This window comes from Anaerostipes hominis (ex Lee et al. 2021), assembly GCF_002270485.1.
GTDB lineage: Bacteria > Bacillota > Clostridia > Lachnospirales > Lachnospiraceae > Anaerostipes > Anaerostipes hominis.
The window spans coordinates 31,673-47,495 of sequence record NZ_NQOG01000002.1; the positions used below are offsets into that span (position 1 = coordinate 31,673).

Below are 15,823 nucleotides of genomic sequence, written 5' to 3' on the forward strand. Positions count from 1 at the left end.
TGTTTTTCAAGGAAACCGTGAATCTGGAAACTTTTTTAAAAAAAATTTAAAAAATTGTTGACATTTTTCGCATTATTTTATATACTAATTTTTGTCGCGAGACAAGGGATCATAGCTCAGCTGGGAGAGCATCTGCCTTACAAGCAGAGGGTCATAGGTTCGAGCCCTATTGGTCCCATTCTTTATGCGGAACGCATAAGGATATGGCGATGTAGCTCAGTTGGCTAGAGCATACGGTTCATACCCGTAGTGTCAGCAGTTCGAATCTGCTCATCGCTATGAAAAGACATGTTTTTTTAGAACATGTCTTTTTTTTGTATCTTGCATGGAATTATATTATAATAAAGAAAATGAGATATTCTATATAGATGACAGAAAAATATGAAAGCGAGGTATGGGATATGAGAGTTGGAATGGGATATGATGTGCATAAGTTAGTAGAGGGCCGTCCTTTGATTTTAGGAGGCGTGCATGTTCCATACGAAAAAGGACTGTTAGGCCATTCAGATGCAGATGTGCTTCTGCATGCCATCTGTGACGCATTGCTCGGAGCCGCGGCTCTGGGGGACATCGGCCGGCATTTTCCGGATACAGACCCCAAATATAAAGGTGTGGACAGCATGAAACTGTTAAAGAAGGTCAGGGAACTGGTGGAGAAAGAGTGTTATCTGATTGAAAATGTAGATGCCACTGTGATCGCACAGAGACCCAGGCTGGCGCCCTATATTGAAGATATGACAGAGAAGATCGCAGAGACACTCGGAGTCGGAAGAAAACAGGTCAACGTAAAGGCGACCACGGAAGAACATCTGGGATTTACCGGTGAAGGACTTGGGATCAGCGCCCAGGCGGTCTGCATGCTGACTGCAGTAGATAATTATATCTATGAAGACGTATTGAGGCCGGGCGCACAGACCGGATGTCAGGGATGCCAGGGATGCCGGAAAGGGGAATAGATGGAACTTGTTTATGACGACAAAAGCCACAGGGATCTGATTTTTCAGATGTATCAGGATATTTTTAAGGACCCTGAAAAGTTTGCGGAGTATTATTTTGATGTGATCTATCCTAAAAATCAGGTGCTCATGGCATGGGACGGCGTCTGGCTGCAGGGAATGATCCACCTGAATCCGTACCGCATGAAGATCTCAGACAAAGAATTTGATGCACATTATATCGTGGCTGTGGCCACAAGGAAAGAAATGAGGAGAAAAGGCGTCATGCGAAAAATGCTTTGCAGGGTCCTCAATGATATGGCAGAGCGAGGTGAGCCGTTCACATATCTGATACCTGCCGACAAGGCTTACTATGAACCTTTCGACTTTGTGTTTGTGATGGACTGGGCAGAGACAGAGATCACAGGGGAAGCGGGCGCAGTTACAGGTTCTCCGGAACAGTTCCGGGGAGATGATATGCAGGAAGTACTTCGGTTCTTAAACCGGCAGATCCGGTCATATGATATTTATACGGTGATAGATCAGGATTATATACAGCAGGCGGCAAGGGAAGCAAAAAGCCAGGACGGAGACTTGATGGTGTTCAGAGAGCACGGTGAGATAACCGGAGTTTTTGCATACGGAAAAGAAAAAGATACAGTATATATACGGTTGGGATTCGGTACAGATGAGAAAAGATTTTTAGAGATGATCAGCAGAACATTTCCGGACAATAAAATCGAGATATCCGCGGGCTGTCTGAAACAGGGGAAAAAGGTCCCGAAGATCATGTTCAGAATTACATCCCTTGAGGCGCTGTGCCGCTGCCTGAAGAGCAGAAAGAAAACAGAATTTATTCTTACTGTAACGGACCCTGTGATCGGGAAGAATAACGGAACTTTCCTGTTTTCCGCCTCAAAAGACGGGACAGAAATCCGCCCTTCATCCAAAAAAGCTGTGGGAGAGCTGTCGATCGGTGATTTCTCAAAAGCAGTATTTGGATACGGCGGGGAGGAAGTATTGGAGAGGCATCCGTGTCTGAGAGAACTGATACCATTGGACGCCGTATATATTACCGAGGAGGTATAACTATGAAATTAATGTTTATCGGAGCAGACCATGAAGTAACGGGCAGCTGCCATTACGTGGAGGCGTGTGGGAAGCGTTTTTTGGTTGACTATGGAATGGAGCAGGGAAAGAATGTTTATGAGAATGCAGAACTTCCGGTGAATCCGTCAGAAATTGACTTTGTGCTGCTGACCCACGCCCATATTGATCATTCGGGACTGCTTCCGCTTTTATATGCCAATGGCTTCAGGGGCAGTATCATTACCACAAAGGCTACCAAAGAACTCTGTGACATCATGCTCCGTGACAGCGCCCATATTCAGGAGTTTGAGGCGGAGTGGAAAAACCGGAAGGCCAGACGGTCGGGGAAGCCGGAAGAGCCTCCTCTGTATACGATGGATGACGCGGTAAGTGTTATGGAGCAGTTCATAGGCTGTCAGTATAACGAGAAATTAGAACTGAGCCGGGGCATCAGCGTCCGTTTTACAGATATAGGACATCTGCTCGGCTCCGCCAGCATTGAGGTATGGCTCACCGAGGCGGACACGCAGAAAAAGCTTGTCTTCTCCGGTGATATCGGGAATAACAACCAGCCTCTGATCAAAGACCCCCATTATACGGAGAGTGCAGATTATGTGGTAATGGAATCCACATACGGAGACCGTTTTCATGAAAGTCATCCCGATTACGTCGGTGAACTTGCAGGTTTGATTCAGAAGACGTTTGACAGGGGCGGAAATGTAGTTATCCCGTCATTTGCGGTTGAAAGGACCCAGGAGCTTCTGTACTATATCCGCCAGATCAAAGAGGAGCGCAGGGTGAAGGACCACGGAGATTTTGCCGTGTATGTAGACAGTCCTCTTGCAGTGGAGGCCACCAACGTTTTTCAGGAAAACATACATGATACATTTGATGAGGATGCCATGGCACTGATCAATCAGGGCATCAATCCGATCACTTTCTCCAATCTGAAATTATCCATCACAAGCAATGATTCCAAGGCGATCAATTTTGATGAAGACCGGAAGGTGATCATCTCCGCTTCCGGTATGTGTGAGGCGGGAAGGATACGGCATCATTTAAAGCATAATCTGTGGAAGCCTGAAAATACCATTGTGTTTGTCGGATACCAGGCTTACGGCACATTGGGCCGTGCTCTTGTGGAAGGTACGAAAGAAGTCCGGCTGTTCGGTGAGACTATCAAAGTAGAAGCCGATGTGGTGCGCCTGGAAGGAATGAGCGGACATGCGGACAAAAAAGGACTCTCTGTTTGGGCGGAGGCTTTTAAAGACCAGCCTGAAAAATTTTTTATCGTTCACGGAGAGGATGAAACCTGCGACAGCTTTGCCCAATACCTGGAAAGTGAATGCGGCAGGAAGGCGGAAGCACCGTACAGCGGAGATATTTTTGATTTAGCCGCAGGAGAGTGGGAGCTCAGAGTTGCGCCGAAAAAAGTGCCGGAAAGCAGGAAGAGCACGAGAAGAGCCAATGCTGTATTTGCAAGGCTGCTGGCTGCAGGTGAGCGCATGATGTCTGTCATACGGAAAAGTGAAGGCGGGGCCAACAAGGATCTGGCCAGATTTGCGGATCAGATCAATGCTCTCTGTGACAAATGGGAGCGATGACAGCATAAGAGCATTATGAGATGCGATCATGAAGGAGGAAACAGATGAAGGTTTTAAAGTCTGATGAGATGCTGTGCGACCACTGTGTGGACCGGATAAAGATAGGTCTTATGGACGCGGGCATTGAAGCGGAAGTTGAACTGAGTGACAAAAGTATCATCCTTCCGGAAGATGATGATACACTGATCGAAAAAGCAAAAGAAGTTTTGGGGGAGCTGGGGTATTTTGCACAGGAAATATAAAATACCCGGATGATCCGGGAACTGTCTATAGAGACGTGCAATTTTCAGGCAATCGTGATACAATTATTAAGTATGACATTTTTAAGGATATGGGAGAAACGATGAAGGAAGAGAGACGGAATGAAAACTCCGCCGTGAGGATTAATAAGTTTTTAAGTCAGGCAGGCGTGTGTTCCAGAAGGCAGGCTGATTTTTATGTAGAGCAGGGCAAGGTGACGGTTGACGGAAAAACAGCCGAGCCGGGGACAAAGGTTTGTGAGGGGCAGGAAGTCTGTTTTAATGGAAAGCCGATCCGGATGAATACTCAGACAGTATATCTTGCATACAATAAACCGAAAGGGATCGTCTGTACATCAAGCAAAGAGGAAGCCAACAATATCATTGACGCCGTCGGTTATCCCTCAAGAATCTATCCTGTGGGCCGCTTGGACAAGGATTCCCAGGGACTGATCCTGCTGACCAACGACGGGGAAGCCGCCAATGAGATTATGAAGGCCAGGAATTATCACGAAAAGGAATATGAAGTGAAAGTCAGCAAAAGGATCACCAATGACTTTATCCAGGGAATGAGAAACGGTGTGCCCCTTTCAGAGCTTGACACAGTCACAAGGAAATGTACGGTCAAAAAAGAAGGTCCCGAGAACTTCAGGATCATCCTGACCCAGGGCTTAAACCGGCAGATCCGCAGAATGTGTGAATATTTTGGATACAGGGTTACCAAACTAAGAAGAGTCCGGGTCATGAATATCAGGCTCGGCAATTTGAAAGAAGGATCCTACCGGAAGCTTACGCCGGAGGAAATAAAAAAGTTAAAAGAGGAACTGATCCGTGAAAGATAAGTTTGACCGAATGAAAGAGCTGATCCATATCCTGAGTGAGGCATCCAAAGCCTATTATCAGGAAAACAGAGAGCTCATGAGTAATTTTGAATATGACAAGCTTTATGATGAACTTTTGGAGCTGGAGAAAGAGACAGATACGGTGCTGGCCAACAGCCCGTCTGTCCATGTGGGATATGAGCTTTTAACTTCACTGGAAAAAGAACCCCATTCCTCCCCGATGCTTTCCCTGGACAAGACAAAAGAGGTGGGACAGCTGGAAGAATGGCTGGGAGACCAAAAGGGCCTTTTGTCATGGAAACTGGACGGGCTTACCATTGTCCTTACGTACCAGGACGGCGTACTTTTAAAAGCCGTGACCCGGGGAAACGGGGAAGTGGGAGAGGTCGTCACAAACAATGCAAAGGTATTTGTAAATCTGCCCAAAAAGCTCGCATACAAAGGAACCCTTGTAATCCGGGGAGAAGCCGTGATCCATTATTCTGATTTTGAGCGGATGAACGAAGAGATGGAAGACCTGGACAGCAGATATAAAAATCCGAGGAATCTTTGCAGCGGTTCTGTCAGGCAACTGAACAATGAAGTGACAGCCAAACGGAATGTCCGCTTTTATGGTTTTTCCGTGGGGGATGTTCCGGATGTGGATTTTCATAATTCTGTAGAAGAGAAATTCATCTGGGCAAGATCTCTTGGCTTTGATATCGTGGATTATGTGGCAGTGACGAAAGATACGGTGGCAGAGGAAGTGGAACGCTTCTCGCAGGCCATTGAGACCAATGATCAGCCTTCCGACGGACTGGTGCTGATCTATGATGATATTGCATACGGCAGGAGCCTTGGGACGACAGCCAAATTTCCGAGGGATTCCATCGCTTTTAAATGGGCGGATGAGATTGCGGAGACTACACTGAAAGAGATCGAATGGAGCCCGTCCAGGACAGGACTGATCAATCCTGTAGCGATCTTTGATCCTGTGGAATTAGAGGGGTCTACGGTCAGCAGGGCAAGTCTCCATAATATCAGCGTGATGGAAGAACTGGAACTTGGCGTAGGAGATCAGATTTCCGTATATAAGGCCAATATGATCATTCCGCAGCTTGCAGAAAATCAGACAAGAAGCGGCGATGCACCGATCCCGGATACCTGTCCGGCCTGCGGAGGAAAGACGGAAATCGAGGAAGAAAACGGGATCCGCACCCTGGTCTGTCCGAATCAATTCTGCAGTGCTAAAAAGATTAAGCTGTTTTCGCACTTTGTATCCAGGGATGCCATGAACGTAGACGGACTTTCAGAGGCATCTCTGCATAAGATGATGAACAAGGGTCTTTTAAACGAACTGTACGATTTATTTACCCTGAAAGATCACATGGAAGAGATTATAGAGATGGAAGGCTTTGGGGAGAAGTCCTTTCATAACCTGGTGGATGCCGTTGAAAGAGCCAGAAAAGTGACACTTCCTAAGTTCTTGTACAGCCTTGGCATCGCCAATGTAGGTCTGTCCAATGCAAAGCTGATCTGCCGGTACTTTGAGGATGACCTGGATGCCATCAGAAATGCGGATGCCGATGATTTCACAGTCATTGACGGTATCGGACCGGTCATCGGTGATGCTGTCAGCGGATACTTCCGTCTGGAAAACAACAGGCAGACTGTGGATGGACTGCTTCAGTACGTGGAGATTGAGAAGAAGCAGCCCGAAAAGACAGAGAAAATATTGGACGGCAAGACTTTTGTCATCACCGGTTCTTTAGAGCACTACGAAAACCGAAAGCAGCTCCAGGAGCAGATCGAACTGCTGGGAGGAAAAGCGACCGGCTCCGTGACGAAAAAAACAGACTATTTAATCAACAACAATAAAAATTCCACTTCATCCAAAAACAAAAAGGCCATGGAGCTTTCCATACCGATCATAACAGAAGAGGAATTTATGGACATGATAAAGTAAGGAATGATGAAAATGAAACGAAGGTTAATTTCATGGATGCTGGCGGCGGTGATGGTCATGACATCTGCGGCCGTATGGATGGGAAATGAGAAACAGGCAGAAGCGGCAGCTGCATTTAAAGTGCATTTTATCGAGGTAGGCACCGGAGACGGTGCCCTGCTTCAGTATGGATCAGGGAAAAGTGCAAAATATGCGCTGATCGATGCAGGACCTCAGACGACACAGCTTCTGGGAGGAAAAACCATAGATGTCAGCCGTAGAGTACATAATTACTTAAAGAAATATAAAATCCGCAGGCTGGAATTTGTCATCATGACTCATCCGCACAAGGACCACATCGGAGGATTTATTTCCATACTGGAGGACAGATCGATCTCTGTGGGAAGGGTCTATGCGACCCGGCAGCCGGTTTATTATCATTATTCGGGCGAGGATGATATTTACAGCTCAAAAATCTACCGCGCCGTCAATAAACTGATAGAGAAGCGGGGAATACCGGTTGTTGTACCGCGGATGAAATTATCTATATATCTTGGAAACGCAAAGCTTACATTTTATTCACCGGGACGGACCAATTTTAAATATGGGCGGGAAGTTGATTTTAATTCCCGGCAGGTCAATAAATTTTCCCTTGTATGCAGAATTACTTATGGAAAAAATTCATTTCTGATGACCGGGGATACTCAGCAGGAATCCGAGTACGATATGATAAACCAGAGACTTAAACTCAAATCCCAGGTTCTGAAGGTGCCGCACCACGGATATGAGGATGTGCGCAATAAAGATGCGAAAGGGAAGTTTTCATCGAATCACAAGAAATTTTTTGACAAAGTACAGCCGGCCATATCGATTATCAGCAATGGATACCGAAATAAGGACAGAGTGCCGTCCGGTCTGATCACGAGGGAACTTGCCAAGTCTAATATTTATACTACGGGCGACAATGGCAATATTATCGTTACTTCCAATGGAAGCAGGCTGAGCGTCAGCACATCCAGAAATAAAAATGAGCCGGCCAGGGCCAGCACTTATGTTTCTTCCAAGAAGTCATCACTGCTCCTGAAAAAGATGTCGGTGAAGTCCAGCGGGAAGAAAAAACTGTCTATCGTGTCAGTCAATGCGAAAAACAAGTATAAGGTCAAAGAAAAGAAACCTTTGAAAATCTCAATTAAGGCCAAACCCCAGTCATTTACAAGGACTAAGAATGTCCAGTACAAGCTGGTCAAAAAGGGGAAAAGCAGTGCCAAATACCGATGGAAGACCGGAAAGAAGGACAGGGTAAAAAAGGATTTAAAGGATGTCTTTACATAAAATACAATACTACTTCCGGAAGCACGATTGTAAAGACAAAAGGTTTCGTAATTAAAAAGAAGAAAAAGTAGAGAACAAAGGAGCGTGTAAATATGCCGATTAGAATTGATACAGACCTGCCGGCCAGGGCCATCCTGGAGGAGGAAAATGTCTTTGTGATGGATATAGACCGGGCGGTGACGCAGGATATCCGGCCGCTTAGGATTGCGATCCTGAATCTGATGCCGAATAAGCTGGATACAGAGCTGCATTTGCTCCGGAGTCTCTCCAACACTCCGCTGCAGATCGATATTACATTTTTAAAGACAGCCTCTTATGAGCCCACTCATGTGCCGGAATCCCACATGGAGAAATTTTATGTGTACTTTGATGAGGTACGGGACAAAAAATTTGACGGAATGATCATAACCGGTGCTCCCGTGGAGCTGAAAGAATTTGAAGAAGTGGATTACTGGAAGGAAGTGGAGGAGATCATGGAATGGACGAAAGAGAATGTCACTTCCACCTTACATATCTGCTGGGCTGCCCAGGCAGGGCTTTACTATCACTATGGGGTTAAGAAAAACGTTCTGGACCAAAAGATTTCCGGTGTGTATCGGCACTATCCGCTTCACAAAAAGACGCTGCTGGTAAGAGGGTTTGACGACTACTTTTTTGTCCCTCATTCCAGAAATACCGGTGTGGACGGCGAGGCTATCAAACAGTGCAGGGAGCTGACGGTTGTGGCGGAATCCGAGGAGACGGGGCCATATCTGATTTTAAACGAGACCGGGAGCCAGATCTTCGTCACAGGGCATCCGGAGTACGATGTCATGTCTCTGCATCAGGAATATATAAGGGATATAAACCGCGGATTAAACCCTGAGATACCGAAAAACTATTACCTGGATGACGACCCGAAAAAGGGGCCTGTAAAGTCGTGGAGATGCCATGCCAATGCCATGTATTATAATTGGCTGAATTATTATGTTTATCAGGCAACCCCTTACGATCTGTAGGAAAATTGTGTAGAATTGGTGTCAACAAAAAAGTAACATGCTGTTATGAAAAGGCTTTAATATAATGGATATTTAAAGAATCATTGAAAAAATCAATGGTTCTTTTTTGTGTGAAATTAAATAAAGAAAGGAGGATTGCAAATGAAAGAGATATCTATCAGGATGCCCTTGGTATCGGTATTTGTTTTTTTTAAATCAAAAAAGGCATATACTCATAGGAGCATACACCTTGTATCATATAATTTCTTGTGCCGATATGCTGTTTCTGACCTGTCGGGTAGAAAAGACAGGGTGTGAAGTGCAGTAAGTTCTTATAACCTTATAAATCGTTGCATATCGGCATTTTTGTATTTGCTTTGTCTCTTATTTCTTCTAATAGTACCCCCCCTGTTAGATAACGGGGGCTTTGAACGGCTCGCTGACACTCGCCAGCATAGCTGGCGTGGCTCTATGTCTTCGATCGCCACCGTGTCTGGATCACTCTGTCGGTTTGTAAAATTTTAAGCTTATTCCCTGCATAAACAGGGATTTGATAAATACTTTGCTAACTAATATTTCCTGATAAATTCATTAAAATATCAGGATAAAACACTAGATACCCCATTTTTTTACTTGCTAATCTTCTGTCAATTATGTCAAGTACCGCAGATATAATCAGACTGATAGATACAGCACCTAATACTATTGGCTTTACACTTTCGGTTAAATCTCCAAAAAGCAACATTAGCATAAACTCTGCTCCACCTAGAAGTGTAGAAACCTGAATAATCCTAATAATATATTTCATAATTATATATCTCCTTTCATAGCCGAAATGCTTTATTTTGACAACTTCCAATCTATCACTCGCCATATAAACTGGAATTGAACAAAATCGCTGCGCGATGGCCTACCAAGGCTGTGACATAGCGATTTTCTGTTTTCTCTGTCTAAAAAACGATAAAAATATTCATCCGTTTCGGTTCATTGAAAACGCTGAAAATCCAGACTGTACAGCTGCATTGTTGAGATTTGTAAAGCATTTGGATGTAAAATCAGTTGAAAAGATTATAGACGGGATCCCTGAGAACTTTCAAGATATGCAGATTATAGCAGCGGGACAAAAAGAACATAATAAAGCAGTATTCCATATGATGCTAAACAAAAGCATTTTCCCAGCTGCAGAAAATTTTTTAGGGAGAAACATAAGTTTATGAGTAAAAATAATAAAAAAGATGAAAAGGAACAGCCGGAAGAAAAATAAGAGGCATAATGCTTGTTGAAAAAAGATTGTGGTTATTTCATAATTTTGCTCCATTACCGCAGGGAGGACTTTTCAGAGTCGTCCCTGTGGTAATGGAGCATTAATTTTACATGTTCTTAAATATCTGATATATCTTTGTATAATTCTTCTTATCATCCTCACTCTGCTTCACTCCAGTGTACTCCGTCCAATCACTGTCGCTTCTTCCGGGCACGTTATAAGTACGGGGGTTTTCCGTCAAAAGAATCGGAAGCCGACAATGTCTCTCGCCGTACAGCCACATATCCGGCATTTGTATTCGGATTTCTCGGCAAGAGATTTCAGGTATGCGGTGTCGTACTTGCCTGATCCTTCCAGCTCATAGATCTCATTGGCAGTGAGAGCCCTCAGAAGCCCTGCTTTGTTGACCAGGCATGCTTTCTTCTGAGCATTTGTAATATAGCCGATCAGGGAAGGAATCAAAAGAGCCAGAAGTATTGCCAGGAGCAAGAGAACTACAATGAGTTCCATTAAGGTAAATCCCTTTTTGTTCTTGTATCTGTATGACATCACAGTATGGTCAGCTCCTTCCCACATTTTTCTTTTGGTATAGTATATCTGCCTAGGATCAGGTACAGGAAAAGAGAAATCTATGTTAAATCACTGTGAAACAGAGGCTTCGCCTTCGGATCTGCAGCTGTCCCTTTTCTGATGCCTACACTGTCTGAATGCGGGTTTTCTTTCTGTGGGCATTTCTCACTCTTTGACGGCATTTTGGAAGCATATTTTTCAGTTTCTCCCATTCTTCATCATCCGCATTTTTTGCCAGCTTTTCTTCCAGCAGATGGGACTGGATGATCAGGCTGTAATAGAGCTGTGTATCCGTATCCTCCTGCCTGCATATTTGTGTCAGCAGTTTTGTAGCTGCGGCATATTTATTCCAAAGCTGTTCTGTTGCAAGTCTCCGGCTGAATGGAAAGATTACGAGGTTGAAGATCAGGGAGACAAGGATTCCGGCTATTATATACGCCAGACGGATTGCCAGCATTTCTCCCACACTGCTCCACCCAAAGACATCGGTAAAGACGGCGGCGCCCAGAGCACCAATGGTGGAACAGGCGAAAGTACCGGTATAGTCTGTAAAGTAAAAGGAAAGGTACCCGGATAACATCATAATCGCAGTGCGGCCTGTCATAGACGGGACAGCCGCATACAAAAGCAGGCTGAGGAGACCGCCGGCTGCTGTGGCGGCAAACCTTTTCTTTGCCTTCTGTCCGATGTCGTCGGCATACGGCAGAGAAACAGAAGCGATGGTAAACAGCAGCCATTTCCCGTGAACAAGATGCATGGATTGGACAAACAAGCATGAACATGCCAGGAGCAGACCGACGCGCAGGGCATATACGATTCTGACGGGACTGATATCCAGGGCGGCCTTAAGGCGGATGGAAAGAGAGAGCATCGTCTTCCGGTACCGGGTCTTTTTTTTCGGATCCGTCATATGGAGGAGATGTTCCCGCAGATAGGTAAGCCCGTCAAATAGTTCATTTGCCTTGGAATCCTCTTTCTGAGACAGAAATTCAGACCAAAGGAGCGGAGGGAGCTCTTTGATCTGTCCCTGGACAAACTGCCGGAAGACAGAGAGCTTTTCGGAGACGGAGCAAAGCATTTTAGTCTGGAAGACAGAGAGCGGCTGTTCCATACCGGAAAGGATCAGAAACAGATGTTCCATACCCCGGCCGGAATCAATTACTGCAAAATCAGCATCTGAAATGCACAAAATCCTTTTCCGGCGGTCATAAACCATACGGCTTAAGCGGAACAGATTTTTTCTCACGTCTTCCGGTGTGTCAGGGGAGCCTTTTCCGGTGATCATATAATCGATCAGATTGCACGTCTCATCAATCATATCAGACAGCGCATCTCTTGTGGTCTCAACAACCCGTTTACGGCCCATAATGAACTGATACAGAATGATGCAGACAGCACCTGTGATCATGGCGGCCAGACGCTTTGGCAGCAGATCCGGTGTAATCGGTGATATAAAGATCAGGAACAAATAGGACAGTATGTACGGGAAGTAAAGGTGGCTGGAATGCTCATAAGTAAAAACATAAAGGATCAGAAAGATCATTCCGAAGTTCAGCGGAAATGAAAACACAGGGGGCAGTGTGTTTACAACACAGGCGGAGACAGCCATGGCTGCAAGGACAGCAGCCTGGCCTGCCAGATGTTTTACCGGTGAAGCGGTCATATCCTTTAACATGGAAGATGCCATCATAATGGTAAAAATAACACCGACGATGGAATTCTCCATGCCAAATACTTTCTGGAATACTGTAACAAAAGTAATAATAAAAATAAAATCCAGAGTGGCAAATCTGAAATTCTTCTTCAGACTTTCCTGGCAGGAAGCCAGTATCTTTTTAGTCTTATTGTTCAATTAGAATGCCTCCTTTCAGCAATTCATAATGGTATCATGCCAAAGGACCTTGTTCAAGAACGTCACTTTTGGCTTTTTTTTCGTACACGAACAATATGTCCCTATAAATTTTGACAGGATTCATTCTTGCCAAGGTTAAATTGCTTAGGCAACTATTTGCTCTGAACATCCTTTATAATAAAAGCATACCAACAATACAATCTTTTTAAGAAAAGAGAGAGACATTATGAAACAGCAAGTACAGAAGTTCGGACGTTTTTTTGAGCGGCATGGTGCTGCCAAACATCAGTGCTCTGATCGCATGGGATTTTTCACCGCGATCTTTTTGCAGGGAGGATAGCTTGTGAAAAAGCTGGACAGTCTGCTGAAAAACAAGATTCCGACAGGCTTTGAGATGCTTTATGACAATTCTTCAGCAGAAATTCTCGTAATCTTAAACAACGCCATTCAGTATGGCGTGCTGACACCGCTTGGACTTGCAGACGCGGCCGAGGCCGGAAAATCAATCTACTTTCTCCTCGAAGGCAACTTGGGACCGGGACTCGGAGTACTCATTGCATGCTGGTTTTTTGGAAAAGGAGAAGAGCATTTAAGAGACCCCGAAAACGTGTACGAGACCCCGGTATCATCGAAAAAGTGGGAGAGAAATAGAAAGGGAAGTACAGGGAATGCAGCCTACACGATCATTCCGGGAGGCTAGAAGCCATCATCCATGCCGGAGAACTTTTGTTGAGAAGCGGATTCATCAACGAAATGCTTTTACAGGATGAGAATTTTTCCGTCTATCTTGAAAATATGCTTGCCATTGCCCATAGAGAGAAAGCGGTCAGAGACCAGATCCCTGGGACAGAGAAAGATTTATAATCGGCGGCGTTGAATTTAGAGTCTTGATATGATAGCATTAGCTATGGTATCAAGGCTTTTATATTATTCCATAGGAAAGTCCTAAGAACCTTCCTATGGAATAATATAGCCCTCCGGGCATGATGCGCACAAATGCGAAAGGAACCTATTTGACTACGTCAAATCGCATTTGGCGCTCAAAGTTGTCAAGCCCTTCAAAGCTTGAGGGGCTGGGGCATTGAAGTGGGATTGCCCACTTTGTTTTGCGGAGTTTATGGCAGATACCATCTTACAGCGATAACTATTGTTCATAGAAAGGATGCCCATGATTAGACTAATTGCAACAGATATTGACGGAACTCTGGTAGAAGAAGCAGCTATGAATCTGAATCCTGAATATTTCGATGTGATCCGGGAGTTCAGAAAACGGGGAGTTTTGTTCGTAGCAGCCAGCGGACGTCAGAGAAAAAGCATTGAGCGTTTTTTTGAACCGATCAAAGATGATATTATTTTCCTGTCCGAAAATGGTGCCTGTATCACATCCAGAGAATATAAACATGTAGATGTGATGGACCCGTTCATCGTCAAAAGCATAATGGAGGATGCAAAGGAGATTCCCGGATGTACCTGCGCTCTGAACGACGGGGAGACCAGCTATTTTGACTCCGAAATGCTTTACCGCCATATGAAGGACGACTATGGATACAATGCAGTGATGGTGGACGATTTATTCAAAGTGGAAGCAGGGGTCTGCAAAGTGTCTGTGTTCCACAACCGGAATGCGGAAGATGCGGTAGGAAAAGATTTTTATGATAAATGGGGAGGCAGGATCTACGTTGCGAGTGCAGGAGAGAAATGGGTAGACTGTATGAACCTTGGAGTAAATAAAGGGAACTCTTTGAAACGTTTTCAGGAGCATTATAATATTTCTGCGGATGAGACACTGGCTTTCGGCGATAATATCAACGATATTGAGATGCTGAAACGGGCTGCCCACAGCTTTGCCGTAGCCAATGCCAGGGAAGAGGTGAAAGAAGCCGCAAATTTTGTGACAGATTCCAACAAAGAAGACGGTGTATTAAAAGTGTTAAAGGCAGTACTTAGGGGGGAATTATGTTAGAAGCAGTTATTTTTGATATGGACGGAGTTATTGTAGATTCTGAGCCCGGATATTATAAAGCTTTGCTCAGACTGTTGGATGAATTCGATGCATATGTGGATGAAGAATACAATGCCCGGTATTTCGGCACTACGATGGAAAAGTTATTTACGGATACCATTGAATATTTAAACCTGGATACGACCGTTGATTATTGTGTTCGGCGTTTTTTCGAGATCTATGAAGAAGTGGTTGAGGAGGAAGGATTTACCCCGATCAAAGGAGCATTGGAGCTGATCCATTCTCTCCATAAAGAAGGAATTCCGACAGCGGTTGCATCTTCTTCACCGATGGATCACATCGTAAGGATCACAGAGAATTTAGGAGTCATTGACTGTTTTCGTGCGCTAGTGACAGGAGAAGACTGCGAACATTCCAAACCTGATCCTGAAGTCTTTTTAAAGGCCGCTGGACAGCTTGGAATCAATCCGGAACATTGTGCTGTGGTGGAGGATTCTGTCAATGGTGTTCTGGCAGGCAGCAGGGCAGGTATGAAGGTTCTCGGTTTCAGCAATCCTGAATATGGAAGTCCAGCTCATGAAAAGGCACACAAAGTTGTTCATTCCCTGGAAGACGTGAATGTAACTACTTTGAAAGGATTATTTAATTAAAATACATAAATGGAGAGGAAATAGAGTGGAAGCAGTTATTTTCGACATGGACGGAGTCATCGTAGATACAGAACCCGGCTTTTTTATTGTGGCTAATAAGTTTCTGGAGCGCTATGGAAAGAGTATTACCAAAGAATATTTTGAACAATTTTTCGGCGGCGCATCGGTGCACATGTGGAAGACAACAACAGAAATGCTGGGACTGGATGTTCCTGTAGAGGAATGTCTGAAGGGCACGCACGAAATCCGGGAACAGTGTCTGGTGATCGAGGATTCCAGCAACGGAGTCACGGCTGCCAAGAGTGCCGGAATGAGTGTGATCGGATTCCGGAATTTAGAGGTTGCAAATCAGGGACTAAAACCGGCCGACCATGTAGTGACTCCTATGAAAGATATCACTCTGGAATTGTGCAGAAGTTTTTAAGAATTTATATAGACGAAATAAATCTCTCCGAAGATGTTTGGGGAGATTTATTTGTTACAAAATTGTGACGATATATTGATTATATATTAAAAATATGTTATGTTAAAATTGAAATAGAGTAAATTACTTACAAGATATGCTTCAAGGTTCTGGGGGAG

At 44.6% G+C, this 15,823-nt stretch carries 16 protein-coding genes and 2 tRNA genes; 15 read left to right on the forward strand and 3 right to left on the reverse strand.

Features of this window, described 5'->3' with window-relative positions; translation table 11 throughout:
* Nucleotides 1–105: 105 nt before the first annotated feature.
* From CI597_RS02565 to CI597_RS02610, 10 genes are all read left to right on the forward strand, one after another.
* Nucleotides 106–178, forward strand: a tRNA-Val gene (locus tag CI597_RS02565).
* Between the two features lie 27 nt (nt 179–205).
* A tRNA-Met gene (locus tag CI597_RS02570) sits at nt 206–279 on the forward strand.
* Between the two features lie 122 nt (nt 280–401).
* Entirely contained in the window at nt 402–956 is a 555-nt protein-coding gene (gene ispF, locus CI597_RS02575; protein WP_024728304.1) for a 2-C-methyl-D-erythritol 2,4-cyclodiphosphate synthase, read from the forward strand.
* Nucleotides 957–2,024 carry a GNAT family N-acetyltransferase gene (locus CI597_RS02580; RefSeq protein WP_024728303.1) on the forward strand — a complete coding sequence of 356 codons (1,068 nt, stop codon included), beginning with the start codon at nt 957–959 and terminating at the stop codon, nt 2,022–2,024. It abuts the gene before it with no gap.
* A gap of 2 nt (nt 2,025–2,026) precedes the next feature.
* Complete coding sequence (locus tag CI597_RS02585) at nt 2,027–3,628, forward strand: MBL fold metallo-hydrolase RNA specificity domain-containing protein (protein WP_024728302.1); 1,602 nt, start codon at nt 2,027–2,029, stop codon at nt 3,626–3,628.
* Between the two features lie 44 nt (nt 3,629–3,672).
* A complete protein-coding gene (locus tag CI597_RS02590) occupies nt 3,673–3,870 on the forward strand; it encodes a heavy-metal-associated domain-containing protein (RefSeq protein WP_024728301.1) in 198 nt (65 codons plus the stop codon).
* Nucleotides 3,871–3,971: 101 nt separating this feature from the next.
* Nucleotides 3,972–4,709, forward strand: coding sequence for a pseudouridine synthase (locus CI597_RS02595; RefSeq protein ID WP_034549771.1), 738 nt, complete (start codon nt 3,972–3,974; stop codon nt 4,707–4,709).
* Nucleotides 4,699–6,654, forward strand: coding sequence for an NAD-dependent DNA ligase LigA (gene ligA / locus CI597_RS02600; protein ID WP_024728299.1), 1,956 nt, complete (start codon nt 4,699–4,701; stop codon nt 6,652–6,654). The genes CI597_RS02595 and ligA overlap by 11 nt, the downstream gene beginning before the upstream one ends.
* Before the next feature lie 12 nt (nt 6,655–6,666).
* Nucleotides 6,667–7,965 (forward strand): ComEC/Rec2 family competence protein, encoded by a 1,299-nt coding sequence (locus CI597_RS02605; protein ID WP_051405232.1) that lies wholly within the window; start codon nt 6,667–6,669, stop codon nt 7,963–7,965.
* A gap of 92 nt (nt 7,966–8,057) precedes the next feature.
* Nucleotides 8,058–8,963 carry a homoserine O-succinyltransferase gene (locus CI597_RS02610; protein WP_024728298.1) on the forward strand — a complete coding sequence of 302 codons (906 nt, stop codon included), beginning with the start codon at nt 8,058–8,060 and terminating at the stop codon, nt 8,961–8,963.
* 544 nt (nt 8,964–9,507) lie between these two features.
* On the opposite strand, the gene CI597_RS02615 is transcribed toward CI597_RS02610, so the two are convergent.
* The 3 genes from CI597_RS02615 to CI597_RS02630 form a co-directional block, all read right to left on the reverse strand.
* Entirely contained in the window at nt 9,508–9,750 is a 243-nt protein-coding gene (locus CI597_RS02615; protein WP_024728297.1) for a hypothetical protein, read from the reverse strand.
* Nucleotides 9,751–10,443: 693 nt separating this feature from the next.
* Complete coding sequence (locus tag CI597_RS02625) at nt 10,444–10,755, reverse strand: prepilin-type N-terminal cleavage/methylation domain-containing protein (RefSeq protein WP_024728295.1); 312 nt, start codon at nt 10,753–10,755, stop codon at nt 10,444–10,446.
* A gap of 145 nt (nt 10,756–10,900) precedes the next feature.
* On the reverse strand, nt 10,901–12,628 hold the full coding sequence (locus tag CI597_RS02630) for an FUSC family protein (protein ID WP_024728294.1): 1,728 nt from the start codon (nt 12,626–12,628) through the stop codon (nt 10,901–10,903).
* A 343-nt stretch (nt 12,629–12,971) separates the two neighbouring features.
* On the opposite strand from CI597_RS02630, the gene CI597_RS02635 reads away from it, so the two are divergent.
* The 5 genes from CI597_RS02635 to CI597_RS02655 all read left to right on the forward strand — a co-directional run bounded on the left by CI597_RS02635 (nt 12,972) and on the right by CI597_RS02655 (nt 15,665).
* Nucleotides 12,972–13,328 (forward strand): hypothetical protein, encoded by a 357-nt coding sequence (locus tag CI597_RS02635; protein ID WP_024728293.1) that lies wholly within the window; start codon nt 12,972–12,974, stop codon nt 13,326–13,328.
* A 29-nt stretch (nt 13,329–13,357) separates the two neighbouring features.
* A complete protein-coding gene (locus tag CI597_RS18905) occupies nt 13,358–13,492 on the forward strand; it encodes a hypothetical protein (RefSeq protein WP_268876100.1) in 135 nt (44 codons plus the stop codon).
* 304 nt (nt 13,493–13,796) lie between these two features.
* Nucleotides 13,797–14,591 (forward strand): Cof-type HAD-IIB family hydrolase, encoded by a 795-nt coding sequence (locus tag CI597_RS02645; protein ID WP_024728292.1) that lies wholly within the window; start codon nt 13,797–13,799, stop codon nt 14,589–14,591.
* Nucleotides 14,585–15,241, forward strand: a complete 657-nt coding sequence (locus CI597_RS02650) for an HAD family hydrolase (protein ID WP_024728291.1) — start codon at nt 14,585–14,587, stop codon at nt 15,239–15,241. Before CI597_RS02645 ends, CI597_RS02650 begins: the two co-directional genes overlap by 7 nt.
* A 25-nt stretch (nt 15,242–15,266) precedes the next feature.
* On the forward strand, nt 15,267–15,665 hold the full coding sequence (locus tag CI597_RS02655) for an HAD family hydrolase (RefSeq protein WP_024728290.1): 399 nt from the start codon (nt 15,267–15,269) through the stop codon (nt 15,663–15,665).
* Nucleotides 15,666–15,823 lie beyond the last annotated feature (158 nt).